The organism is Schaalia radingae (assembly GCF_900106055.1).
GTDB lineage: Bacteria > Actinomycetota > Actinomycetes > Actinomycetales > Actinomycetaceae > Pauljensenia > Pauljensenia radingae_A.
In genome coordinates this window covers 2,321,228-2,346,582 of the sequence record NZ_LT629792.1, presented here as the reverse complement: position 1 = coordinate 2,346,582, position 25,355 = coordinate 2,321,228, and the positions used below count along the sequence as shown (strand labels likewise).

At 60.1% G+C, this 25,355-nt stretch carries 19 protein-coding genes and 2 tRNA genes; 12 read left to right on the top strand and 9 right to left on the bottom strand.

Annotated features, from left to right (window positions below; all coding sequences use genetic code 11):
* The first annotated feature begins 112 nt into the window (after positions 1–112).
* Together BLT69_RS10345 and BLT69_RS10340 are read left to right on the top strand one after the other, a co-directional pair.
* The gene (locus BLT69_RS10345) at positions 113–1,420 is read left to right on the top strand and encodes an ISL3 family transposase (protein WP_092648991.1); all 1,308 of its coding nucleotides are present in this window, start codon (positions 113–115) and stop codon (positions 1,418–1,420) included.
* Between the two features lie 189 nt (positions 1,421–1,609).
* Positions 1,610–2,875: a VG15 protein gene (locus tag BLT69_RS10340; RefSeq protein ID WP_058237554.1), complete on the top strand. Its 1,266-nt coding sequence runs from the start codon at positions 1,610–1,612 to the stop codon at positions 2,873–2,875.
* A gap of 268 nt (positions 2,876–3,143) precedes the next feature.
* Here BLT69_RS10340 and BLT69_RS10335 read toward each other — a convergent pair whose 3' ends face one another.
* Entirely contained in the window at positions 3,144–3,758 is a 615-nt protein-coding gene (locus BLT69_RS10335; RefSeq protein ID WP_157886414.1) for a type IV toxin-antitoxin system AbiEi family antitoxin domain-containing protein, read from the bottom strand.
* Positions 3,759–3,855: 97 nt separating this feature from the next.
* Here BLT69_RS10335 and BLT69_RS10330 point away from each other — a divergent pair, with 97 nt between their 5' ends.
* The 3 genes from BLT69_RS10330 (at position 3,856) to BLT69_RS10880 (ending at position 4,709) form a co-directional block, all read left to right on the top strand.
* The gene (locus BLT69_RS10330; protein WP_058237552.1) at positions 3,856–4,170 is read left to right on the top strand and encodes an ADP-ribosyltransferase; all 315 of its coding nucleotides are present in this window, start codon (positions 3,856–3,858) and stop codon (positions 4,168–4,170) included.
* A gap of 65 nt (positions 4,171–4,235) precedes the next feature.
* On the top strand, positions 4,236–4,415 hold the full coding sequence (locus BLT69_RS10885; RefSeq protein WP_157886413.1) for a hypothetical protein: 180 nt from the start codon (positions 4,236–4,238) through the stop codon (positions 4,413–4,415).
* Between the two features lie 147 nt (positions 4,416–4,562).
* Positions 4,563–4,709, top strand: coding sequence for a hypothetical protein (locus BLT69_RS10880; protein WP_157843526.1), 147 nt, complete (start codon positions 4,563–4,565; stop codon positions 4,707–4,709).
* 993 nt (positions 4,710–5,702) lie between these two features.
* On the opposite strand, the gene BLT69_RS10325 is transcribed toward BLT69_RS10880, so the two are convergent.
* The 3 genes from BLT69_RS10325 to BLT69_RS10315 all read right to left on the bottom strand — a co-directional run bounded on the left by BLT69_RS10325 (position 5,703) and on the right by BLT69_RS10315 (position 7,536).
* Positions 5,703–5,791, bottom strand: a tRNA-Ser gene (locus BLT69_RS10325).
* Positions 5,792–5,941: 150 nt separating this feature from the next.
* Positions 5,942–6,028, bottom strand: a tRNA-Ser gene (locus tag BLT69_RS10320).
* A 173-nt stretch (positions 6,029–6,201) separates the two neighbouring features.
* Entirely contained in the window at positions 6,202–7,536 is a 1,335-nt protein-coding gene (locus BLT69_RS10315; RefSeq protein WP_058237551.1) for an AGE family epimerase/isomerase, read from the bottom strand.
* Between the two features lie 108 nt (positions 7,537–7,644).
* Here BLT69_RS10315 and BLT69_RS10310 point away from each other — a divergent pair, with 108 nt between their 5' ends.
* The 5 genes from BLT69_RS10310 (at position 7,645) to BLT69_RS11145 (ending at position 15,487) form a co-directional block, all read left to right on the top strand.
* A complete protein-coding gene (locus BLT69_RS10310) occupies positions 7,645–7,980 on the top strand; it encodes a hypothetical protein (RefSeq protein ID WP_092648989.1) in 336 nt (111 codons plus the stop codon).
* Positions 7,981–8,040: 60 nt separating this feature from the next.
* Positions 8,041–9,711, top strand: coding sequence for a phosphoglucomutase (alpha-D-glucose-1,6-bisphosphate-dependent) (pgm, locus tag BLT69_RS10305; protein ID WP_058237549.1), 1,671 nt, complete (start codon positions 8,041–8,043; stop codon positions 9,709–9,711).
* A gap of 166 nt (positions 9,712–9,877) precedes the next feature.
* Positions 9,878–11,236, top strand: a complete 1,359-nt coding sequence (locus BLT69_RS10300; protein ID WP_070725428.1) for an MFS transporter — start codon at positions 9,878–9,880, stop codon at positions 11,234–11,236.
* A gap of 86 nt (positions 11,237–11,322) precedes the next feature.
* Entirely contained in the window at positions 11,323–14,013 is a 2,691-nt protein-coding gene (locus BLT69_RS10295; RefSeq protein WP_070725430.1) for a beta-glucosidase, read from the top strand.
* Positions 13,997–15,487 carry an App1 family protein phosphatidate phosphatase gene (locus BLT69_RS11145; RefSeq protein ID WP_070725432.1) on the top strand — a complete coding sequence of 497 codons (1,491 nt, stop codon included), beginning with the start codon at positions 13,997–13,999 and terminating at the stop codon, positions 15,485–15,487. Before BLT69_RS10295 ends, BLT69_RS11145 begins: the two co-directional genes overlap by 17 nt.
* Here BLT69_RS11145 and BLT69_RS10285 read toward each other — a convergent pair.
* The 5 genes from BLT69_RS10285 to BLT69_RS10265 all read right to left on the bottom strand — a co-directional run bounded on the left by BLT69_RS10285 (position 15,484) and on the right by BLT69_RS10265 (position 22,979).
* On the bottom strand, positions 15,484–18,714 hold the full coding sequence (locus tag BLT69_RS10285; protein WP_070725434.1) for a PIG-L family deacetylase: 3,231 nt from the start codon (positions 18,712–18,714) through the stop codon (positions 15,484–15,486). The two genes, BLT69_RS11145 and BLT69_RS10285, sit on opposite strands and share 4 nt — an antisense overlap.
* A gap of 40 nt (positions 18,715–18,754) precedes the next feature.
* Entirely contained in the window at positions 18,755–19,564 is an 810-nt protein-coding gene (locus tag BLT69_RS10280; RefSeq protein ID WP_070725436.1) for a carbohydrate ABC transporter permease, read from the bottom strand.
* Complete coding sequence (locus tag BLT69_RS10275) at positions 19,561–20,502, bottom strand: carbohydrate ABC transporter permease (RefSeq protein WP_058237930.1); 942 nt, start codon at positions 20,500–20,502, stop codon at positions 19,561–19,563. Before BLT69_RS10275 ends, BLT69_RS10280 begins: the two co-directional genes overlap by 4 nt.
* A gap of 92 nt (positions 20,503–20,594) precedes the next feature.
* The gene (locus BLT69_RS10270; protein ID WP_193599957.1) at positions 20,595–21,974 is read right to left on the bottom strand and encodes an ABC transporter substrate-binding protein; all 1,380 of its coding nucleotides are present in this window, start codon (positions 21,972–21,974) and stop codon (positions 20,595–20,597) included.
* 27 nt (positions 21,975–22,001) lie between these two features.
* Positions 22,002–22,979, bottom strand: a complete 978-nt coding sequence (locus BLT69_RS10265) for a carbohydrate kinase family protein (RefSeq protein ID WP_092648988.1) — start codon at positions 22,977–22,979, stop codon at positions 22,002–22,004.
* A gap of 131 nt (positions 22,980–23,110) precedes the next feature.
* Here BLT69_RS10265 and BLT69_RS10260 point away from each other — a divergent pair, with 131 nt between their 5' ends.
* Both BLT69_RS10260 and BLT69_RS10255 read left to right on the top strand, forming a co-directional pair.
* On the top strand, positions 23,111–23,905 hold the full coding sequence (locus BLT69_RS10260) for a DeoR/GlpR family DNA-binding transcription regulator (protein WP_070725441.1): 795 nt from the start codon (positions 23,111–23,113) through the stop codon (positions 23,903–23,905).
* Positions 23,902–25,296 carry a family 4 glycosyl hydrolase gene (locus BLT69_RS10255; protein WP_058237541.1) on the top strand — a complete coding sequence of 465 codons (1,395 nt, stop codon included), beginning with the start codon at positions 23,902–23,904 and terminating at the stop codon, positions 25,294–25,296. Before BLT69_RS10260 ends, BLT69_RS10255 begins: the two co-directional genes overlap by 4 nt.
* The last annotated feature ends 59 nt before the right edge of the window (positions 25,297–25,355 follow it).

Sequence of the window (25,355 nt, the reverse complement as noted above, 5' to 3'; positions counted from 1 at the left end):
GGCTCTTCACGAACGAGGGTGTAGTCGGTTGAGCGCGTCGGTGGCCGGGTAGGGGTCGAGGTCTCCCGGATGATGGAAGTTCTTCACGCTCGCCATCCCGAAAGACCTCGACGTGCTCCACCCTACTTTCGCGACCCCTGACCTGACCACGTTCTGCCGCCTCGACGAGCTCGGCCTCGTCGCCGTCGGCCAGCTGATCGAGCCGGATCGGGCCACGATCGAATGCCGCGTCGTCGAGGACGACCCGTGGTGTCGGAAGTGCGGTGTCGAGGGCGTGCCGCGGGACACGGTCACGCGTCGACTGGCGCACGAGCCGTTCGGGCACCGGCCGACGACCCTGCTGGTGCGGGTGCGCCGGTACCGGTGCGGACACTGCCGGCGCACGTGGCGGCAGGACATGACGCGGGCAGCGGCGCCGCGTGCGAAGATCTCCCGCGGCGGCCTGGAGTGGGCGCTGCGGGGCATCGTCATCGACCACCTCACCGTCACCCGCGTCGCCGCAGGTCTCGGGGTGTCCTGGAGTGCCGCGAACGCCGCCGTCCTCGCGGAAGGCAAGCGGCGCCTGATCGACGACCCCGCCCGGTTCGACGGGGTCACCACGATCGGTGTCGACGAGCACGTCTGGCGACACACGAGGCTGGGCGACAAGTACGTCACCGTGATCATCGACCTCACGCCCGCGAGGAACAAGACCGGGCCGGCGAGGCTGCTGGACATGGTCGAGGGCCGCTCCAAGGTGGTGTTCAAGCAGTGGCTCGCCGCCCGCCCTGCGGACTGGGCGAAGCGGATCGAGGTGGTCGCGATGGACGGCTTCGCCGGGTTCAAGACCGCTGCCGCCGAGGAACTCCCCGACGCCGTCCCCGTCATGGACCCGTTCCACGTGGTCCGCCTCGCCGGCGACGCGCTGGATGTCTGCCGGCGTCGGGTCCAGCAAGACACCACCGGGCACCGCGGGCTCAAGGGCGACCCGCTCTACAAAGCCCGCCGCACCCTGCACACCGGGGCGAGCCTGCTCACCGACCGGCAGCGGGCACGCCTGGACGCAGTGTTCGCGAGCGAGGAGCACGTCGAGGTCGAGGCGACCTGGGGCATCTACCAGCGCATCGTCGCGGCCTACCGGGAGCCCGACAAGAAGAAAGCGAAGGCGATGATGCAGGAGGTGATCGCTGCGATCAGCAGCGGCGTTCCCGCGGCGCTCGTCGAGGTCCGCAAGCTCGGCCGGACCATGAAGCAGCGGGCGGGCGACATCCTCGCATTCTTCGACCGCCCCGGCACCAGCAACGGCCCCACCGAGGCCATCAACGGGCGACTCGAACACCTCCGCGGCTCCGCCCTCGGCTTCCGCAACCTCACCCACTACATCGCTCGGTCGCTGCTCGAAGCCGGAGGGTTTAGACCCGCGCTACACCCTCGTTCGTGAAGAGCCCGTTAAAAGCAAAGTTCGACGCTCTAGGGGTCGCGATCCGTGCAGGAGTCTCCCCAGAATCGGCGGCAACAAGCTTGGGTCTGGATGGCGTCGAGTTTACAGGGGCGGTTCCGGTGAGTTTGCGTATGCCTGAATCGGAAGCAACGGATTTGGAAGAAAAATAGATAGAGCAGGGAGGTCCAGTTGGAGATTCCCAGTAATTTACAGCAGGAACTCGACCGGCTCTGGGCAAACTACCAGCAGGACCTCGACGCGATCACAGAGTACGCGTGCGGCCTCGTCGAGGAGGTTGCCGGCAACGCTGATGACACGCTAGAAGTGATCAAGGACTACACATCCGTAGCGTCACAGGCAGCTAATGAGTATTACGACGCTGTGCGAACCGTGTGGGAAAAAGCAGGCGTTGACCTGCCTGCATTCGAGCACGACAATCTGATCGACCTGAGGCGGGCTCTGCGGCAGGTTCAAGGCGGCTTCTCAAACACCGACTTTAATGGCCTGACCTACAAGCAGGTTATTAGTGGCGAGGTGCACTCGGGGATGACGATTTGGGATCTGCTTCCCGACATTACGAATGTAGATACTGCGCAGCAGCTTGTAGCCGACATGATTCATTCAGCTGCGCGCCTGACGACTCAGCGGAACATGCGCCTGGATCCGACCAGCCCGAGATGGGCGAGGGTACCGAGGGGCGAGACGTGCGAGTTCTGCCTGATGCTCGCGTCGAGAGGGTTCGCGTATACCAGTGAGAAAACGGCTGGACGGGAAATGCAGTATCACTCGGATTGTGATTGCAGGATCGTTCCATCGTGGGGAAAACAGACTTTAGCCGGATATGATCCTGACGGCTTGTATGCGCGGTATAAAGCGTGCGCGGACACTGTTGCGCCTATGACGACGCGCGAACGGTACGACGCGTATAAGAAGACGCTGGCCGCCAGGGGCGGTGAGGAGCTTCGTGACTATGAGTCGTGGAAATGCAGTATCGAGCTTGCTGAGATGCGTTGGCGTGATCGGCACTGGCTCAACACCGGTGAGCTACCAGAAATCACGTTCGCGTCACCGGGGGTCGAGCAGGAGATTCTTAAAGAACGTCCGCATGAGCTACGAACAGCCCAACGATTAAGGCTATGTGGCGTTCAGTGTCACTTCATCGAGGACGAACTGCATATTCGACGTGGAAATGAAACAGTAACTGTTGGATTATCTGATCTTGCTGGCGGTATCGAGCTAAAAACCTTACTTAAAGCGGGTTCCGCGAACACGATTGAATCCCACTTGCGTTCACTGAGAACGAAGAGCGATTGCCGGCGTGTCATATTTGATAACCACGAAAATGACCAAATGGACGATGCTTCTCTCATCGACATACTCACGCGGTCAAAACGATTTGGCAGAGGAAGCGTTTATGTCCTTACCGGGACAGAAAGGCTCATGAAAGTACGATAGGCGTTCAACATGTCACCCTACAGTGTCACACTGAACGCCTAACGCCTCGATTATATCACTTGATCGCTCGACTACGCCACCCCCCCTTCAGGTTGGGTGGTTTTTTATGCCCCGCAACCCGCACTCCCATAGTGATTGGAGGAACATGTTCACGAGATTAGAAATGAACAGGCATCGGAACCTGGTATTTGCACTGCCGGACTCGTTGCAAAGCGTAAGGGTGTAGCCAGTTTTTGGGCGAATGCAGTTACGCGGGGTACATGTCCACTTACAAGTCGAGTCCTTTTGGCAACGTGGTTCTAGGATGCCGCGCGAATGCTTGTCGGAGAAGCGCAGGGGCGGTGGCTTTGCCCATCTCAGCGAGCATGTCGATCGCAGTTCCAAGATTGTCGGCGTCGGGGACGAGCGAATACATGTCGGCTAGTGCGTCTTCGAGTGTCATAACGGGCATCCCGTCAATGCGCTCGATGTTCAGGTGTGCGATGTTACGTTGACGGTAGTAGATATGGCGGGCGCGGGTACGGTGCCGGTGGGTTGTGACAAGGCAAGTTTTAGGGTAGGCGTAGTAGGTGAGTCCGTGGAGTTCGAGGGCGCTTTGGGCTGCGACGACGGCTTCGTTTGGGTAGAGCGTGTTTTCGCGCTTCCATGCTTCGACTGCGGGTATAGCTGCGAGCCATGCGGCGTAGGTGTCCTCATACACGATGGGTGGTGTGCCGGCGAATTTATAGACGCCTGATGCAATTCTCTCCAGTCTGCCCAACCTGACTCCGCGAGCGAGTCGGTTGCCAGTGGCGCCTAGGCACGTGGCTTGCGCGGCTGTGAACATGCCGTTTTGGTAAGCGGCGAGTTCGGCCAGCTTGGTGCGCATCTCACGCATGGACATGCCGCAATATTACCTATTACGGCATTTTTGCGCCGTATTTCATGATGCTCGGGGTGCCTTGGCGCCCCCTGCAACACGCGCCATGACAGTTGACCGCATGGCACCTTTCGCAACATTTGGTGCTCACGATATGGAAGAGCTTTATCAAAAGATTGGCGAGATTCACGATCACAAAGGGTATATCGCGGCTTCGTTGAAGCCCGGCGGCGTGCAAGTCGGGAGTAAGCCACGGTTCCTGATTCGGCTACTTCTCCCGAAAGGAACCAACGCCGCCGCTATCAGCAAGTTCTCCGTTATTCTCAGCGAGGAAGAGATCCTGATCATACGCGGTGGTAAACCGAAATTGAATAGGATTGTGGATGAGGGCGACAAGAAGGTTGTTCTTGTAAAGTATCTTGGAGGTGAGCAGTAATGATAAGAAAATACGCGTCTCCTTTGCAGGATCCTTGCACATTCCAATGGAATAACCCGCGTCAAATGACGGATGCTGAAATCAAAGCTGAAGAGGAAGAAATGGGTATTTGTATTCCTCGGCCGGGCCCTGAGAAGGACTGGGTAGGGAATAGGGTTTCTGAATGCCTAGATCGTGGTCTGCCTTTCGATACTTCAGATTTGACCAGGGAGTATCGTCGTTTGAAATCTGAAGGTAAGCCCTAAGCGCCTCTTGTTTTAATTTTTGCCCCGCATCGGTGTTGGTGCGGGGTTTTGTTATGCCCACCCTTGTGGCGCTCCGTAAACAGCCCGGAGACCATTGGCTGGACCAACAAGGCTGACGAGCCATAAACGGGAAGAAAGGAACAGACCATGTCTGATTCAACCGCGCCCAGCGAGGGCAACACCGATGTTTCGGAAGAAAACACAGGCGGATTCAAACCGGTCACCATTCAAGAAGACCTCGACCGGATCATCGAAAACCGCCTGGTGAGAGAACGCAAAAAATTGGCTGGTTAACTTAGACTCAGATATTTGTGGCGCGACCGAATGCCTGTCGTTACAACAGAACTTGCAGCGAACCCAGAGCGTGGAACGTGGCCTTCAAAGATCGCATTTCGTCATACATACAAAAGCCATCGCGGTGATGAGCGTGCCAACGTCGCTGAATCTTGGGGAGAGTTCTCGCTCCGTGCGCGGTATCAGTGTTTGCCGAAGGTTGCTACCTTATTGGTTTGTCATCTCGAAGAGTTGTTTCCCGTATGTCGCGTGATACGGGAGCTGTTGGATGTTCGATGCCGCATGCGACCTGCCCAACGCAAGGAGGCAGGTCAAAGTCGATTAACTCTCGTGAGTTTCAGTTGAGGAGGTCGAGCAATTTACGTCCGCTTGACTCCATCGAGGTTCACCACCGGATGATTGATTGCCTCTGAGGCAAAAGTCCGTGGGAGTCTGTCCCAATGTGCGAGTAACAATCTCTTGCGGATCTAGTTTCAGCTCGTGAAAACAAGTGGGGAGAAGCGCGGCAGGTGGTCGAACCATCGCTCTCCGATCGAGTGTGCCGTCAACGGGTCAAGGTCGATGAGGGGCTTTTGAGTCAACGGGTCAAGGTAAGAGCGCTGAATGCACGTCTCGTGTAGAAGGAAGACCCCGACTTTTTGGCACCATCATGCGGTTCTCACATGATGAGACTCTTAGCGAGGTCTCTCTTACCTCGACCGGTTGATCGCCAGCCCTCCGGCTACTTTGACCGGTTGATCTCTACCTTGACCGGTTGATCGCAAACCATCAGGCTACCTTGAGTGGCTGATCGGGAGCCCTCCGGCTGTCTCGACCAGCGGCTCCAACCTCGACTGCAAGCTTCAGCCTGTGACTACTGTGTGTCTAAAAAAGCCTTCAAGGTGGCCCGAAACCGGGCGTAATTTGCAGTCACACGCGTAGGCACGAGCTACAGCGAAACCCTGTCATGCCAACGAAAAACCCCGCCGTTCCAACGAAACAGCGGGGCATTTGCGGAGACGGCGGGATTTGAACCCGCGAGGGGCGTGAACCCCTACCTCCTTAGCAGGGAGGCGCACTCGACCGGACTATGCGACGTCTCCAAGTACCGCTTGAGTCTACCGGGCTTGCGCCCGTGCCACAAATACGCAGACTCACGATCCGGGCAAACTTCCCGGCGCGGCGGCACGTAGCTGGAAAAAATCCCGAAAACAGTGATCACCGAGGTGAAGCGCCATTTTCGGGAAATCCCGCGGAGGGCAAGGGATTCGAACCCCTGGTGCCATTGCTGACACAACGGTTTTCAAGACCGTCACCTTCGGCCGCTCGGTCAGCCCTCCCAGCCCGCCTAGTGTACCTGTTCGGGCGCGCAGATGAAAATCTGAAACAGCAGTGAAACACGTAACGATGTCAACACCACGGCACCACTAACGCGCTGGTCCCCTCGTCAATGATGATGACGAACGAGGGTGACCCACCCGCATCACGCGCCGCGCGCGATAGTCGAACTGGCCTACCAGCGATGCTTGAAAATGTTCCACGAACGCCGATCCGTAGGTGCTTCCTCCGGATGATCCAGAAGACCGCGCGAAATTGCCGAGGCAAACGGCGGCCACAGCGGCACGCGTGACATCAACAATGTCTGGATTGCGTGGTACACATCCAGGCGTGAGGCGATCGGCTCGGAAGCCGGTTCGTTGTTCTCATCCAGCGCGCGAATCCACCTGCCAGGAGACAAGATCAGGTAGTCGTTGATGAAGTCGAGCCAGGAACGGTGACAGTGCTCGTAGCTCTCCACCTCAGCAGGGTTGACACCGTCATCGAGCATTGCGCGGCGAATCGCCAGCGCAGCGCACACACCTTCGCACACGACCCACTGCAGGTGGTGCGTATCCACAGGCTCGCCATCTGCGGACACGGTCAGTGCGAAACCGGGCTTTCCGTTGCGCCGCCATCCATCAACGCGGGCGCGGTGGAAAAGCTCCTGTGCCATTTCGAACAGGTAATCCGGCTGCTGGCGACCCATCGAGCGCAGTGCGGCGCGAATATGGACAGCCAGGCGCGCCCACTGCATCGAGTGGCCGATGACGTAGCCGGTGTACACGCGCCGACCGTCGTCAAAACCGGAGGGGACATGATCCAGCGGTTTCCATTGCGCGTCGTAGTATTCGGGCAGGCGCCAGTTGTGAGACGACGCCTGCTCGTTGACGAACTGCGCGATCACTTCGGCGCGTTCAATCCACAGTGGATCGGTTGTGGCCTCAGCCGCTGAAAGGTAAGCCTCGGCGGTGTGCAGCAGGCAATCCATCGCATGCAGACGGTCGGTCGGCTTATGGTCAGCGGTCAGCGAATCGTGCACCAACCCGTTCTTGTCCAGCCAGAACCGCTCCTGATCGTGCAGCGCAGCGTTGAGAAGTTCAAGCGCGCCGGGCCTGTTGGCGACTGTGGCCGCGGAAGCCGCCAGAATCAGGAACGCGTGGTGGAACTGCGACTTCATGTCGGCGTAGGGGCCTTCCCACGGGACCGCGTTGCCCTCAGCATCCAGGTCGTGTGTGAGGCCGGTGAACCAGCCGCCCTGAGCCTCATCCACAAAATGTGTCGACAGGCAGTGGATCCCGTGGTCTGCGAAGCGACGGCAACCGGGGATTCCCATCAGGACACCCAACGAGTACACGTAGGTCATGCGCGAGGTGACCGCGAGCTCCACTGGTCGGGTCGTGTCAGCGTCCCCCTCCGTGGTCAGGTGAGCAAACCCGGTGGATGCCATCGTGCATTTCGCCTCTTCCAGGAGGGCGCGCATTTGTGCCGATAGCCAGTTATTGTGTTCAACTGAACCAATCCAACCCATTGTCTTCGTTAACCTCCAATGGCACTGATGAGCCTCTATCGCGTCATTGCCTTTTCGTCGTAGAGTGGTTGTTATCAGTACTCAGCCTACCGTCTCAGTGGAGTTCAGATGCCTACTGTCATCAATACGTTCAACGCGTCGTCACCTTTGGCCAACACCGGCGCAACTGTACTGCCGTACGTTCTGATTGGCCTCCTGCTGGTTGTCCTCGCCATCGCCGCGTTGCTGTGGGCACGCCATTCGCGTCGCCAGCAGGCTGAGCAGGCTGCCGCAGCCAAGCCGGTCGTTCCGCCGGCACACACTGACGAGGCAGGCTCCACCGCCGCTGATGCAACCGATGCTGCAGGCGGAGCAGTTGCTGCTGATGAGAACCTTGATTCAGATGAATCCTCCCTGGAAACGCCTATTAATCCCACTGATGGAGATGATCCGGCAACCAAGTAGGCACGTGCCGAAAGCTGGAATAGGGCGACAGGTGGCACCGATCAGTGACACACTGGAGTCATGCATGAAAGAGCTGGCACAGTTGCCCTACCAGAAGACCTGATCGACGTTCAAGAACTTCTTTCCGCGTATTACGACATTGAGCCGGATGTCAGCAATCCGGACCAACGCGTCGTGTTCGGAACTTCCGGGCACCGTGGATCCTCACTCGATGGCGCATTCAATGAGGCGCACATCGTCGCGATCACCGCGGCCATCGTGGAGTATCGCGAAAGCCAGGGATATAACGGCCCGCTGTTCATTGCGCGCGATACTCACGCGCTGTCCGAGCCTGCATGGAAAACCGCCGTTGAGGTGCTTGCCGCTGCAGGCGTGCAGATCAAGGTTGACGAGCGTCATTCCTACACGCCGACCCCCGCGTTGTCCCTGGCCGTGCTCAATGCGAACGGTGCGCCCGAAAATCTACGCACCAGTGGTGACGGACTGGCTGACGGCATCGTCATCACCCCATCCCACAATCCGCCGCGCGACGGTGGCTTCAAGTACAACCCGCCTCACGGTGGCCCGGCTGACACGGATGCCACCTCGTGGATCGCGCAGCGAGCCAACGAGCTCCTTGAAAAAGGATGGCGCTCCATCCCGCGCGTCCTCGACACTGACCTGTACAGCCACGAATGTGTGGGCACATTCGACTTCCTGGCGAACTACGTGCGCCAGCTCGACACGATCATCGACATGGATGCAATCCGCGAAGCGAAGATCCGCATCGGAGCAGACCCGCTGGGTGGCGCCTCGGTGGACTACTGGGCGGCAATCGCTGAACAGTACGATCTGGACCTGACGGTGGTCAACCCGAAAGTCGACCCGGCCTGGTCGTTCATGACGCTGGACTGGGACGGCAAGATCCGCATGGACTGTTCATCTCCCTACGCGATGGCTTCCCTGCGTGATCAGATGACGCCCGATGCCAACGGGCACACCCCCTACGACATCGCCACCGGCAATGATGCAGATTCAGACCGTCACGGCATTGTGACCGCTGACGGCCTGATGAACCCGAACCACTACCTGGCGGTCGCCATCGAATACCTGCTGACGCACCGCCCCGGATGGTCAGAGTCCACAGCGATCGGTAAGACCCTGGTGTCCTCCTCCCTTATTGACCGTGTTGTCCAATCACTGGATCGCACGCTGATCGAGGTACCCGTGGGCTTCAAGTACTTCGTGCCCGGACTGTTGGACGGGTCAGTGGGCTTCGGCGGTGAGGAATCGGCCGGAGCTTCGTTCCTGCGTAAAGACGGCACCGTGTGGACCACCGACAAGGACGGCATCATCCTGGCGTTGCTCGCCTCGGAAATCATGGCGGTGACAGGCAAGTCGCCCTCGCACATTCACGTTGAGCAGGTGGAACGCTTCGGCGCCTCGTCGTACGCGCGTGTCGATGCGCCCGCGAACCGGGAGCAGAAAGACAAGCTGAAGAACCTGGCTGCTGACGATGTGAGCGCAACGGAGCTGGCGGGCGACCCGATTACCGCGAAACTGGTGCGCGCACCGGGCAACGATGCGGCAATCGGCGGCCTGAAGGTGACCACTGACTACGCGTGGTTTGCTGCCCGCCCGTCAGGAACCGAGGATGTGTACAAGATTTACGCCGAATCGTTCAAGGGCGATGACCACCTTGCGAAGGTTCAGGACGCTGCGCGTGACGTGGTGAGCGAAGCACTCACGTAAGGCTTGATGCGGCGCTGCTGCACGCTGCCGGAAGATTGGAATGAAGGTGAGGCGGGCCCGGCCTGCAAACTTGCCGGCAGAGCAGTGATTCTATACCCGTCTGGGTGACGAATCTGGCCAAAAATGGTGGTGCTGACCCGCCTGCAGACGGTTAGGATAGTGAATCGTGCTCTCGAATTACGCTGATTTGCTGCGCATCCGAGGGGCATGGAAATTCTCACTGGCTGGTATGGTGCTGCGCGCACCCATGTCATTGATGGGAATCTCAACGATTCTGCTGGTCAAAGGCATGTACGGCAACTACACGCTTGCGGGCGCGGTCAGTGCAATCTCCGTCGTCTCCTTGTCGATCTGCGCCCCGATACTTGCCCGCCTGGTCGATCAACGCGGCCAGGCTGTCATTATGGTGCCGTCCCTGGTGGTGTCGGCACTTGCGACCATCGGACTGTTTGGTGCCGCCGTCCTGCACGCCCCTTCGTGGGTGTTGTTCATCTTCGCCGGGCTGTCCGGCGCAACGTGGGGTTCCCCCGGTGCACTGGTGCGTGCCCGCTGGGCAAAAGTGGTGCGCACGCCGAAACAGCTCACCACCGCGTACGCATTTGAAGCTGCAGTTGACGAGGTTGTCTTTGTCATCGGACCGATCGTTGCCACGCTGCTGGGAACAGCGCTCCATCCGGGGACGGGTCTGATTTTGTCGGTGTTCTTCATCATCGTCGGCTCAATCGGGTTCTTTCCGCAGCGCGCCAGCGAGCCGACCCCGACTCCGAAAATCAAGGGCGTGCGCCAGCCGACCGTCCTGCTCAACCCTGTCATCATCATCCTGGTGCTCACCTTCATCGGTGCGGGCGTCATGTTCGGTGCGAACGACGTGGCAGTGGTGGCCTTCACTGAAGAGCACGCTCACCCTGAACTCGCCGGTGTGCTGCTCGGCTTCTTCGCAATGGGGTCGTTCACGGCTGCACTGTTCTACGGTGCTCGCCACTGGACCACTGCGCTGTGGAAACTCTTTGCCATCGGAATCTTGGCACTCGCCATCGGTGTGTCAACATTCCTGCTGGCGCACTCCCTGCTTGCCCTTGGCGTGGCAATGCTCGTGACGGGACTGGCAATCGCGCCGACCATGACGAACGTCAATGCGATTGTGTCGAAAGTCGTAGCCTCCTCACAGCTCACTGAGGGATTGACGTGGATGTCCACGGCAATGAATATCGGTGTGTCGGTGGGGGCGACGCTGGGTGGCCGCGTGATCGATGCGTCCGGCGCTCACGGCGGCTTCCTCGTTACCGTGTCCTTTGGCTGGGTGATGGTCGCGGTCATGCTGATCGGACTGCCCAGGTTGCGTCGCGACGTGCTGCGCGCTGAAGCCGAACCACTGATCGCAGACTCGCCAAAAGACGAAGGCGCAGACTCAGACACGGCCTCGAGCTCACCCGAGGAGCCAGCCTCCCAAGAACCAGCCTCCAACGGGCAGACGCCTGACGAGCACACTTCCAACGATTCTCACAGTGAGGGTGACCCACATTAAAGTGTGCGCCATGAGCGCACGTGGATAAGCTGGTGACAGATCCTGTTGATCCTGTTGATCCTGTTGACCTGTGAAAGGAACCTGACATGGCTGTCACTCCAACACCGTCCGCACCCACGCTGCGCATTCCGTCCGAGGGAATCACCGTCGATATCGATGATCCCGACGGCCAGATGTTCATGCTGGACCGCTCCCTTCAAGGCTGTGTCTCACTGGCATTCAGCACGCAGATCGACAAGGAACATCCGGGCGATGTTTTCCTGGACGGCTCCCCAACCCCGTACGTGCTGGCTGACGTTCTGGCTATCCGGGGCGTGACCCACCTGGGGATCACAGTATTCGGCGTGCTCACCCAGCGAGGAACGTGCCACCGCGTCACGGTCCGGGGATTTCGCGACCTGAACGGCACGGTGATGGAACCGACCAGCTTCACGCTGACCACCCTGCCCGACACTGCCCCCGATCCAGCGTTCGCACACCACGACGCCATCGCCCTGCGCGCCGCCGAAGAAGGAATCGTCCTGCTGGAAAACCGGCGCAACACGTTGCCGCTGCCTTCGGGCACACTCAACCTGTTCGGAGCAGGCGTGCACGCCTTCCGCACCGCCATCGTCGGGGCAGGCAGGATCAACCCGCGTTACACGGTGCGGCTGCGTGATGCCATCGAAGCATCCGACACGTTCACTCTCAACGAGGAACTGGCCTGTTTCTACCGCACCGGAACCAACGATCTGCCACCACGTGACCTGCGTGATCGCGCCCGCGCACTGTCCGACACCGGCATTATCGTGCTCACCCGCCCCTGCGGAGAAAACACGGACAACAGCTCAGATGAGGCAGAATTCAGACTTGACAGCGCCGAGGACACGCTCGTGCGCACTGTATGCGACCTGTTCGACCGCACCGTCGTCATCTTGAACACTCCGTACCCCATTGACGTGTCCTTCATGGACACCTACCCGGTCGATGCGCTCATCCTTGCAGGAGTGGGAGGTATGCTGGCCGGCCCCGCCATCGAACGCGTCCTGTCGGGCGCAGTGAACCCCTCTGGCCGCCTGTCAGATTCGTGGCCACGGGCACTCGCGGACCTGCCCGCCGACGTCAACTTCTACGACTGTGCAGGTGGAAAGACGCGCTACAACGCCGAACACCGCACATGGATCGACACGGCGTACGAAGAAGGCATCTATGTGGGCTACCGCTTCTATTCCACATTCGACGCCGAGCCGGCCTACCCATTTGGCTACGGACTCAGCTACACCACATTCGACCTGACGCCCTCGGCAACGATCAACAGTGACGAGGGGGGCCACCCGCATGCGCAAATCGATGTGACAGTGACGAATACGGGGGAGCGTGCCGGCCGGGACGTCGTCCAGGCCTACGTGCGCAAGCCACATGAGCGGATCGAAACACCTGAACGTGAACTCGTGGCATTTGCGAAAACGCCACTCCTTGAGCCAGGTGAATCACATGTCGTGCGCCTGGACGTTGGCGCTGACCGCCTGAGTGTGTGGGATGAAGAGGTGTCCAGCTGGATCGTGACGGAAGGTGAGTACACCCTGTTTGTCGGACACGACGCGGCCGATGCCGGCCAGACCTGCCAGTTCTGTCTTGACGCTGACCGGGTTCTTGCCCACGGGCACCCAGTAATGCGCGCACCTGAGCCGGTCACTGCGCTTTCACGGCGCGACCCGTCCCACACCTGGCCTCAGGGCACGCGCAGCGGAATCAGGGATACTCCCGGTTTTATCCCCGTGCGCCATGTCCCCTCGCGTGACGGACTGGAGGAAGCCCTGCCTTCTGACACCCCAGTCACATTTGACGACGTGGTGGCAGGGCGCGCCACGGCAGCTGACCTGGCCAGACAGCTCGACGTGGATCAGTGTGTGCGCCTGCTGGTGTGTTCGCGAGACGACTGGGGGATGGAAGGGACAGGCGCTGCCGGCATCATGGCCACCGTCGCGGACGTTGACCTGCCTGAATTCGTAGTGGCTGACGGCAATTCCGGTGTCAACATCAGGAAACCGAACATCGGGATGCCGACGACGGTCGTCCTCGCCTCCACATTTGACGTGGATCTTGCTGAGGAAGTCGGTCGGGTGATCGGCCAGGAAGCCCACGCCAACCGGATTGACGTGATCCTGGCACCGGCCATGAATCTGCATCGCCACCCCCTGTGCGGGCGCCACCCTGAATACTTTTCGGAAGATCCGTATCTGACTGGCATGATGGCGGGGCATTTTGCGAAAGGCCTGGAAAGCGGGGGAGTGGGTGCCTGCTACAAGCACTTCCTGGCGAACAACGCTGAAGCCTCCCGCAAACGCAACCAGTCGCTGATTCCGGAGCGTGCGCTGCGTGAACTGTACTTGAAATCCTTCGAAGTCGCGATCGGCGTGCACCCGGCCGCAACGCTGATGACCAGTTACAACGGCGTCAACGGGTGTCACACCGCTGCAGATACCGAACTGCTGGAGACGATTATCCGAGGCGAGTGGGGCTGGCGCGGCATGATCATGACCGATTGGACCTCCTACGACACGTGCCCGGTTGACATGATGGTGCCTGCAGGCACCAACTGGATCACTCCGGCCTCCCCGGATGACACTTTCACGGCTCCGATTGTGCGCGCGGTGCGCGAAGGACGAGTGGGCGAATCAGTCGTTCGGAGGGCAACCGCGGAACTCATTGGTACGCTGGTAACCGTTCGCGCCCTCGCCTCGCAGGCTGATTCGCGTCTCAGTGAGCACAACACGAAAGGTGAATCCGACGATTAAACCGGACACAGGGGATCAACCCGACAGCCTGCACACAGGGGATGCCCGCCGCGAGAACCAGGGTGCCCGCGCCACATTCGCGCCTTTGTTGCGCGCAGTGAATACGGTGAGCGAATTCGCCTCCACCGGCTTGGCGCATGCACTGGCCTTCGGCGGCTTCTATCCCTCCGTCGTCGGATTCGGAGGGTACGGCTCTGCAACGCAGGTGCGCATCTTGGCGCGCGCCCTCATGAGCCGCACAGATGATCAGCGTCGATGGCTGGCCGAAAGGCGCGGCTGGCGACAGTTCTTCGACGCGCAGGTGCCACGCCAACCCGCCCTGATCACCGTGGGAAAGGCGCGCGTCATCTGCTTCGCAAACGCGGAAGGCTACATCGACCTGACACTGAGCAACCATGGACTTGCGCCCGGCTGGCATGACGCGTGGATTCAGGTTCTGCACGCCGGCGACGTGGCACACCTGGGAATTGTCGAGGGCGACGCTCCGATTCTGCATCACGTGCGTAACGAACATACGCACACCGATGTCACGCCCACTGCGGAGCACCGCCGACTGCGCACTCAGCTTTCACGCGAACAACGGGCAGTTCTTCAGCGCATCAATGCCATCCCCACCATGCCGTCAGGCCAGCAGGTGTTCGTCACTGCGGGTAAGGAACTGTACCAGCTGGTGCCGGAGAGTCTTTCCTCAACGGCTGGCGGCCACCTGTCCTACATTGAGCATCTTGTCTTGACGGCAAGTGAGCCCGACAGGAAAGACACGCCTGAGCGTGAGAAGCGTTCGGGCAGAATTCGTGCCGGCCAGCCCGTCGCCGTTAAAGTCCGCATCATCGGTGATAATGAGCGGGTCGGGGTCGTCTCTGACCTGGATGACACGGTGCTGGTGTCGATGCTGCCACGTATGGCAATAGCGCTGCGGCACGCCCTCGTCGATCGTTTTTCGTCACGTCAGTCGGTGCCGGGAATGATGCGCCTGCTCAACGAACTGGCTGAAGGTGACCAGCACGCTGAGGCGATTAACCGGCCGCACGCTCCCGTCATCTACCTGTCGACCGGTGCGTGGAACGTGTTGCCCGCAATGCGGGACTTCCTGGGGCGGATGGGCTTCCCTGAGGGAGCATTTCTGATGACTGACTGGGGGCCGTCCGCCAATACATGGTTCCGTTCGGGCCGTGAACACAAACGGCGCGAACTGCAGCGCCTGGTCACTGAACTTCCGAACGTTCGATGGTTCCTGGTGGGAGACGACGGGCAACACGACCCGGAAATCTATGCGGACTTTGCCCGCAAATATCCGGAACGTGTTGCCGGGATCGCCATCCGATCACTGACTCAGTTTGAGCAAATGCTGTCGCACGGCACGTTGACGCCGCTTCGGCCCGAAGCACTCCATGACATCCCGGAAGATATCGACGTGTGGTACGGGCCGAACGGCTTCAACCTCCTTGCTCAAATGCGTCGCGATCAGCGTTAGTGTCGCCGCCGCGATGCTGCCAGCCCTGCAGCTCCGGCCACGCCGAACGCTGCGAGCATGATGAGTGCGCTACCTGACGCGCCGGTTCGTGCGACGCCACCTGGTCGGCCGGCTGCGTTCGGATCGCCTTGATCGGCGTCGCCGCCACGCTGCCCATCCTGATCGCCGGGCTTCTTGTCGGTATCCGGCTTGGGTGTGGGCGTGTCACCGGCCTTCTTCGCCACTAGCGGGTAGGCCCACGCGTTGACAGTGTCACCGTTGCGGTAGGACACCAGCAGGTGAACGTCGGTACCCAGTGCTGCGCGAATCTCATCGGTCAGCTCGATCGTCATGTCGGTGCTCCCCACGTCGGCCTGAGCGCTGGCCAGGAGCCTGCCACCCATATTCGGCTGCCACGGCATCGCTGCCCCGTCATCAGGTGAACATGCGTCGAAGTTGTGCGCGGAGTTCGCGCAGCTGGACGTCCACACCGGAATGAAGGACGGATCCCCTTTCCACAGGAAGGCGCGCGCCGTGCCGGCCTGAGTTCCCGACAGCGGAACGCGGATGGCCTCGGCATCGATACTCGGAGCCACGGTGACATCGGCGGCGGGCATCAGACCTGCAATCGGCACGCCTCGTGTAGCGGACTGGAACACCGTTTGAGGTGAATCAATACTGTCCAGCGCGCTGTCAGGAATGATGGGATCGCCAGCTTCATGGGAACGGTCCGTCGGAGGCTCGTACCCGTCCAGGTAGGCGTGACCCCACCGGTACGGCTCAGACTGCTGAGATCCGAAAGCCGACCAGGCCAGACGGGTCTGGCCAACGAAGTCAGGCGTATCGGAATCGTACGGCGTGATGTTGAAGCCCAGGTAGGTCGGGTTGACAGCATTGCTGGCCTGATCTCCGGTCGGTGCAGTGGACGTGGGGCCAATTGCTGCCGGCAGGTTTGCCAACGGCAGTTTGACTTCCAGCTTGTAGTGTCCATCCGTGTAGGCACCCGAATCGTCACGAGGGGCAAATGCCTTGACTTCAACGCCGGGAGCGTTCAGGCCACCCTCGATAGTTTCCGCCAAAGGTCCAGTGGAGAATCCTTGATGATGGTCAGCGTCACGCGACCAGCATGGGCCGTTCGCGCCGTTGCCGTTCCGGCCGTCAGGGTCGTCAGTGAATGGGAAAACACCGAGCTTGAACGTGGTGGACGTGTCGTTGGACGGTGCGAGCGGGTCGAGCAGGAATTCGACGGAGTCAACCAACCAGTGACCGAAGCAGCGGTCAGGTGTTGCCGCCGCTGAGGCCTGCTCGTCGACCACATCGACCAGAGCGTACAGCGCATCGTCGTACCATCCCAGCCATGCCTGTGACGTGCCGCCGCAGTCAGCCTCGGAGGAGCACTCCTCGCCTTCCCACCGTGTGGCAACGCTGATCGGCGTGCTGCCGTAGGCTGACGCGTCACCATTCAGAGCAGGGGCCTTCGCCAACTTGGGGATCACCGTCGTCGGCACGACATTCAGTTCGAGCTTCTCGGTCGAAACCGATGTTCCAGCGGTTGTGGTGGCTGTGACCTCGTCAATCGTGTTGCCGACGGCAGCAGGATCAGTGTGAGTGAGAATGAACTCCACCGTCGCCGTCTTACCCGGTGCGACCGCATCGAATGATTGTGACGGCTGGTTGAGCGCATATCCTTCCGGAACCGTCAGCTCCACCGTGCCACTTTGCGCTTCACTGGAACGGTTTGTGACGGTCACGGGAACCGTGATCGATTCACCTGCACCGATGGCGCGCCGCGCCGGTGACTGGCCGTAGACAAAGACGTTGTATTCCGCGGTCCACTGATCGTAGTAGGCGGCGTTGCCGGCACGCGTGAAGCGGCCGTTGACCGGGGCCACCACGTCAACATGGGTTTCGTTGTAGCCCGTCATTTCGGCAGAATCTGAGGCGAAACGGATCGGAAGACGCATCGTGCCGAGGGCACTGGAGTCAGGGGCGGTCACAGTGAACGTGACATCGGTTGAGTCACCGGACGCCAGTTCACCTGTTGCCTGTTTGTCGCTGACGGTCCACCCCGCGGGGGCGTCAATCGACAAGGCGCCGGCCGGAATTGCCTGCTCGCCAGCCACGAGCGTGACAGTGACGTCGACCGATTCACCGGGAGCTACCATCTGGGCTTCCGGTGATCCATACATCAGTGTGCCCAGTGGCATGCCGCTGGGGTCAGGCAGGGATGCGCCGAAGAGGATGGAACGATCATCGCCGCCACCTTCGGTGCCGTTTTCCTGCATCGGTACCCACGACCTACCCACCAGGAAGCGTGTGCATCGATTGTCGACAACGGTCTTTTCCATCAGGCGGGCCTGAGTGGCGTGAGCCTTGGCGTTTTCACTGCCAACCTGTGCCCAGGTCTTGGGTGTTCCGGCAGGCTGTCCCTGCACGTTGCCTTCCACCCACGTGTACTCAGATTCGTATCCTGTCCACGTTCCAGCCACGGTGTAGGGACGTCCCTCGATTCCGGCGTAGCCAGCCAGACAGTTGGCCTGATCAGGCAGCTTGGTGGTGTTGCCAAAGTCAAAGACGTATTCGGTGACCTTCTTGACCTGCCAGGGCTGAACCGCGTTGGGTCCGCTGAGCTGTTCAGGGAAACGGTTGGGATCAGCAGCTGCCTGCGCCACCTCCCATGCCAACATCGAGGCGGCCTGGTGGTTGCCGTGACCTGCGTCGAAGGAGGCGGGCCATGTCACTAGGATTTCGGGTCGGGTCTCACGCACAACCTGTGTGGCCCGGCGTAACGTTTCGTCATGGTCCCACAGCTGGTGAGTCAGTGGCGCGGACGTGTTGTAGAAGAAGTCCACCCGGTCAAGGAAGTACACATCAACTGTGCCGTCACGTACGTGCGCCGCACGGTCTTCGTTTTCACGTCGCAGGCCCAGGTCCGGCCCGGCTTCGGAGCCGACTGAATTGGAGCCGCCCTCGCCGCGCGTGGTCAGCATAATGCCGCAGCGTACATCGGCAAGATCACCCCACACGCCACACGGTGCACTGAAGGACGCGTCATCATCGGGGTGCGCCCACACGCCCAAGACATCGAGTTTTGTTGGATCACTGGTTGACGAGGTCTGGGCGTGGCCGAATGCCCATTCAGGTGCCTCAGACGAGGGTGCCGCGAGGGACGGCGTCGCATACATCATTCCTGGGACCAGAAGCGCACACGCCCCTGCGAGCGCGACCGATCTGAGTAGGTGCTTCATTGCAAATTCTCCAGTTCTTTTCAACAATCACGGTCAAATATCAGCCTTTAACTGCTCCTTCGGTCATTCCGGAAATGAAGCTGCGCTGCAGGGCGAGGAAGAGGATCACCATAGGCAACGCAACAAGAACCGCTCCGGCTGCCAGGAGCGTGGATCCGGTGGTGTACTGGCCCTGGAAGAATGCCAGACTCAACGGGGCGGTGCGCACCCTGCCGGTCGGTGACATGACCAGCGGGATCAGGAAGTCGTTCCACGTCCACATGAACGTCAGCACAATCTGAGTCACGATTGCGGGACGTGCCAGTGGAAGCAGGATCGACCACAGGATTCGGATGTCACCGGCGCCGTCAAGCCGGGCAGCCTCCAGGATGGATGGGTTAACTGAGCGGAAAAACGCGCGCATCCAGAATGTGCCGAATGCCAGTGACTGCGCAATCTGTGGCAGCGCCACCGCCCAGAGCGTGTCGGTGAGTCCGAGGGTGCGAAGATCGTAGAACAACGGCAGGATGATCGCTTCGGACGGCACCATGATGCCCAGGAGGAACACGTAGAACAGAACGTTGGAGCCAGGCGGGCGCAAAATGCCGAGCACGTAGCCGCTCATCAGTGAGAGCACCAGTGCCGACGTCACGACAACCACGGCGATCATCGCCGAGTTCTTCATGTACAGCGAGAACTTACCCTGGCTCCACGCCTTCGCGAAGTTCTCGATGTGTCCCCACGACGAGTCGTTGATTTTCTCTGAACTCAACGACAGGAACAGGACATACAGAATGGGGATCAGGGACTGCAGCGCAAAGAAGATCAACACGATGTAGCTGACAACTTTTTCAGCGGGAGAAGTTTTCATTGGTCCTTTTCCCCCCACAGGTTGATGGTCAGATTGATCAGGAAGATCACCAGTGTTAGTACGACCGCCAGTGACGAGGCCGTTCCCACCTGTCCGAGTCGGAACGCCTGGTTGTAGACCTCGTAGGACGGCACGGTTGTGGATGTGCCGGGGCCGCCCGATGTCGTCATGTAGACCAGATCGAATGTCTTCAGCGCTGCGATCACCGTCAGGGTCAGTGAGACGAGGATTTCACCACGCACGCTTGGAATAGTGACGGACCAGAAGCGGCGAAACCACCCAGCGCCGTCAAGCATGGCTGCCTCGTAGTATTCGCGCGGGATGCGCGCAATTCCGGACATGAGCAGGACGGTGACCAGGCCGGTGGACACCCATGTGCCGATCAGGCCCACGGCGATCAGCGCCGTCGAGTAGTCACCGAGCCACGGCCTGGCAAGTCCGCCCAGACCGATCGCCCGGAGCACACGGTTGAGCAGCCCGTCGGGCGCGTAAATTTCACGCCACGAAATGGCCAGCACCACCATGGCGATGACCTGTGGCAGGAAGACGACGGTTCGGAAAAATCCGAGCCCGCGCACGCTTGAGCGTGTCAGCAGTGTCGCCAGGACGAGGCCGATGATCAGTGGGAACACCGCGTAGAAAATGATGAGGACAAGAGCATGCCAAAAGGCGTCCAACAGCCTGGGGTCGGTGAATGTTGTGACGTAGTTGTTGAACCCTGCCCATGTTCCTACGCCCAGGCCATCCCACTTGTAGAACGACAGGGTGATGACGCGACCGATGGGGTACAGCATGAATGCGCCGTACACCAGCACTGGCAGTGCCAGCAGAGCAATCGACATGGCCCACCGTGACTGTGCGCGTGACCTGTTGCGTCCACGTGCGGGGCGTGAACTGGTGGCGGTCGCTGTCTGTGCACCGCCGGTGTGGTTGGTCATCGAAGCCTCCTCAATGTACACGCGAACGGATATAAAAAGCGGACGGGTCGCCCTCGTTGATCATGAAAGACGAACGAGGGCGACCGGCTGCATTATTGGTTGGTGAATTCGGTGTACGCCGTCTCCAGAGTGTCGACGAACTGGTCAGGGGTGATCTGCGAATCAAGCAGTCCCTGCAGTGCGTCACCAAGAACCTGATCGAAGGTCGGGGTGGCGTAGTCGAGGTACGGCAGAACGTTGCCGGAGTTCGTCAACGTGTCGAAGGCGTTCATGACATCGGCCACGACGCCCTTCTCGTTGGCGGCGTAGGTAGCCGTATCGTTGACGGGCACGTTTCCGGTTTCAGCCAGAACCTTCATCGCATCGGCGTTCGTCAGGAAGTCGATGTAGGCCGCAGCGACGTTGACATCCTTCGCGGCTGACGTGATGGCGAACGGCAATCCGGTGCCGCCGGTGGTCTGCGGCGCATCCATTCCTTCGGCCATTGGCGGCAGCATGAAGCCGACATCTTCACCCATCGCTTCGAGCAGGTCAGGTGCGAGCCATGAACCGGCAATCAGGTACACGCCCTTGCCGCCGGCGAAATCCTGCCAAGTGCTGTCGTAGTCAGCGCCGTTGAAGCCGTCGTTGAAGAAGCCGTTCTTGGCCCATTCCTGGATCTGCGTGGCGGCAGCAACGTTTTCCGGTGTCTTCCACGAAGCACCTGCGTTACCGAAGCCGAGCGAACGCACGGTATCTGCGTCCACATGTGCGCCCTGCACGACGCCGAAGACGTGCAGTCCCGGCCACTTCTCGACGTTACCGAGCATCAGCGGTGTTTCACCGGCTTCCTTGATGGTCGGCAGCTGGTCGGCCAGTTCCTGCCAGGTTGTGGGCTCCTTCAGGCCGAGGTCAGCGAGCTTGGCCTTCGAGTAGTAGATCCCCACTGATTCGCCGACCTGCGGCAGGCCGTAGACGCAGCCTTCACCGAACTTGGTGGCATCAGAGGAGTACGAAGAGTTCGCCAGGATGCCTTCAGCGAAGGTTTCGTTCCACTTGTAGGCCTCCACATAGGGGTCGAGGCACTGGATCTGTCCAGCTTGGACGAACTGGCCCATCATGGAACGCGAGTTGTTGGCCTGCACAACGTCAGGCGCATCCGCGCCGGTCAGAGCCAGTCGCAGTGTGGTCTGCAGATCGTCAAAGGACTGGGAGTTGCGCTCGATGGTGATGTTCGGGTACTTCTCCATGAACGCTTTGTTCAGGCGCTCGATCTGTTCATTCTGGCCGCCGCGCACTTCCTGGTCCCACACCACAAGCGTCTGTTCGGGGGCGTTCGAAATATCGGTTGATACTTCGGATGCTGCCGTCGACTGGGAGCCGGAGTCGCCACTGGTCTGGCCTCCGTTTCCGCCGCTGGGAGCACACCCCGCCATCAGTGCCAGGCACGCCAGTCCGGCAACCATTGCCGAGCCGTGAGAAGAATACTTCATCGTGTTACATCCTTTCGGTCGTGTCATTTAAACGTTGAGTACATCAAGAAAAGTCAGGTCAAGTCCCTTGGTGAGGTCTCGCGAAAGGCTCGTGACCCAGTGGTGCAGGTCGGAGCCGGTCGGCGCGCTGGATGAGCCGCCGGGGAAGCGAACCGTGTAGTTACTGGCAGCGATTGCCAGGGAAACTGCGGCGCGCGGTTGGAGCCCCGCATGGTGAGCGAAGGTCAGGCCCGCTGAGAACACGTCTCCGGCTCCCGTCGGGTCAACAACAGGGATATCCAGGGCCGGGACCGTGAACAGGTCCGTTCCATCGCAGGCGACAGCTCCCCTCGGCCCGCAGGTGACAACCACCAGCGGCACCTTCTTCGACAGTGCCCGGGCTGCCTCCTCGACGCTGTCGGTGCGTGTGTACCGCATCGCTTCAGTCTCGTTGGGAGTGAACACATCGGTGACGTCAAGGCCGCGCAGATTGTTGATATCCCACTGCCCGCTTGGGTCCCAACCAACATCGCCCAGCACCCACACATCACCCCACTGAGCAATGCTGTCGTGGTTGGCGTTAATCGCATTCATGTCAGCGACGAGGGCGGCCGGGTGATCCCCCTGGATGACATCTGCCAACAGTGAGACGCTCTCCGAGCCATAGGTCACCATTGCCCGGTCACCGTTGAATGCCAGCGACGTCGTGACATTCTGGCGGTCACATCTGCTCGCCCACCTCAGGTCAATACCTTCACTGGTCAGGATGTCGGCCACCAGATGACCTGCTCGATCCTGGCCGATAGTGGTGACTAGGCGTGGACGGGAGGAATCGTCTGTGTCAGGCGCCTGAAGTAAACGCGCAATAGCGATGGCCTGGTTTGCTGCTCCACCTGCAGTGATGGCGCATCCTGATACCCATTGTTCTTCACCTGGGCGCGGGGGGCCTGCAAGTCCCGACATGACAACGTCAAGGAAGACAGGGCCAATGACGCAGGTTGATCCATCTGACGACACAGTGCCCACGGATGCCTCCTTGCCAATGTGGAACTGAACGTGATCTTGTTCTCATCACACTGTAGCGATATTTCGGCGCATTGTGCTTGCAAATGACCAATATTGCTCACAATTGAAAGAATTTCGTTATAATTGGCACTATGTTGGCTTATCAGCGTCGTGCCAGAATCCTTGACTTGGTACATGACCGCGGCAGTATGTCAGTATCCGATCTGGCACAGCACTTCGGTACCTCCGAGTCAACGATTCGGCGCGACCTGAACCGTCTGGATGAGCAAGGCGCACTGACGCGCGTGCGCGGCGGCGGAATTCACGGCGGTGTACCCAGCTTTAGAGCCCTGAGCGAATCCCCTCACGATACACAGGACCTGCCTTTTGCCACGGTTGCTATGCGATCAGCCGAAGAGAAGGATCGTATCGGCAGGTCAGCTGCAGCCCTCGTACCCGATCAGTCGGTCGTCCTCATCGACATCGGCACCACCGGCGTGATGGTGGCCCGCCATCTCAGGCATCGCGACGTGACCGTTGTCACTGCCTCCCTGGCTGTCGCAGACGAACTGCGAGGCGAATGTGAAGCAACGCTTGTCGTACTGGGTGGTGTGTTGCGAACAAACTACCTGTCACTGGTCGGCAGCCTCACTGAACATGCACTGGAGGCAATCAGAGCTGACATCGCATTCGTTGGCACCTCGGGTATCCGCCATTCCGGCGCTTTGATGGATTCGACCGGAATGGAAGTGCCCATCAAGAAATCAATCATCGCGCATTCTGAACAAACCTTCGCCGTCGCGTCATCGGACAAGTTTCCGGGATCAGGCCTGCTGACCGTGTGCCATCTCAGTGACTTGACGGGTGTTGTGACGACCGCCGAAATATCCACCACCCCCTCACTGGCAGAGCTTGAGGGAACAAACACGAAAGTGATCAGCGCATGAAACTTGTAATTGCAGGCGGAGGCGGATTCCGCGTCCCGCAGATCATCGAAGTTCTTTCAGCAGCACGCGAGGGCAAGGGGCCTCATAGCGGCCTGAACGTCGACGAAGTGGCCCTCTATGACATCGATCAGCGCAGGCTCGACGTCATGATGGCGGTCATCCGCGGAATGGATTTCGCCCATCCACCGACACTGACCGCCTCCACCGACCTGCGCCAGGCCCTCACGGGAGCCAACTTCGTCTTCTCAGCCATACGAGTGGGCGGCACAGCCGGACGTGTCACTGACGAGCGTGTTGCGCTGGCCGAAGGAATCCTCGGACAGGAAACGGTCGGGGTGGGTGGCTATGCCTATGCGTTCCGTACACTGCCCATCGCGATGGAACTGGCTCGTGCAGTGCGCGAGGTGGCTCCCGATGCGTGGGTCATCAACTTTACGAATCCTGCCGGAATCATTACTCAGGCGATGCGGCGCGAACTGGGCTCCCGTGTGATTGGTATTTGCGATACGCCGATCGGACTGGTGCGCCGTGTCAGCGCGGCGGCAGGCATCGATCATCACTGGGTTGACCAGGACGATCCTCGTCTCACATTCGACTACGTGGGCCTGAACCACCTAGGGTGGCTGCGGTCGCTGGAACTGGACGGCACAGATCGTCTGCCTGACCTGTTGGCCGACGATGCCGCGTTGGATCACATCGAAGAGGCACGCACAATCGGTTTTGAGTGGGTGCGCGCACTGGGAATGTTGCCCAACGAATACCTCTTCTACTACTACCTCAACCGCGAATCAGTCGCCCGGATCAGGCAGGAAAAGGCTACACGCGGCGAATTCCTCGACAAGCAGCAAAGCGCTTTCTATGACGAAGCCGCCGGAGCGAGCGACCACGATGCCGCAGCCGCATGGACCAGGGTCCATGACGAGCGCGAAGCGACCTACATGGCCGAATCCCGTGATGAGGAAGACCGCGCCAACCGTCGTGACGAAGACATCGCCGCAGGTGGCTACCAGCAGGTCGCCTTCGATTTGATGAACTCGCTGACCACCGGCACACGCGCACGCATGATCCTGGGTGTGGGCAACTCGGATGCGGACGGTGATCTGATCGTGCCGCAATTGCGCGAAGACGCGGTGATTGAAGTGCCCTGTCGCGTCGACGCTGACGGAGTTCATCCGCAGCACGTGCGGCCTGTGACCGGTCCCGAACTCGGACTCATCACCACCGTCAAGGGGTGTGAGGAACTCGTGATCGAAGCGGCAACGCAGGGGGACAGCACCCTTGCATGGCGCGCAATGGCCAACCACCCATTGGTCGATTCCGTTGCCGTGGCACGCCGCGTGCTGGAGGGTTACATCGACCAAAGTCCCCAGATCGCGAAGGTTTTCGAATAAAGGAAAGAAGGCTCACACACCGGTAGACCTACACGTTAGGCAGTGTTTACCGGGTGGTT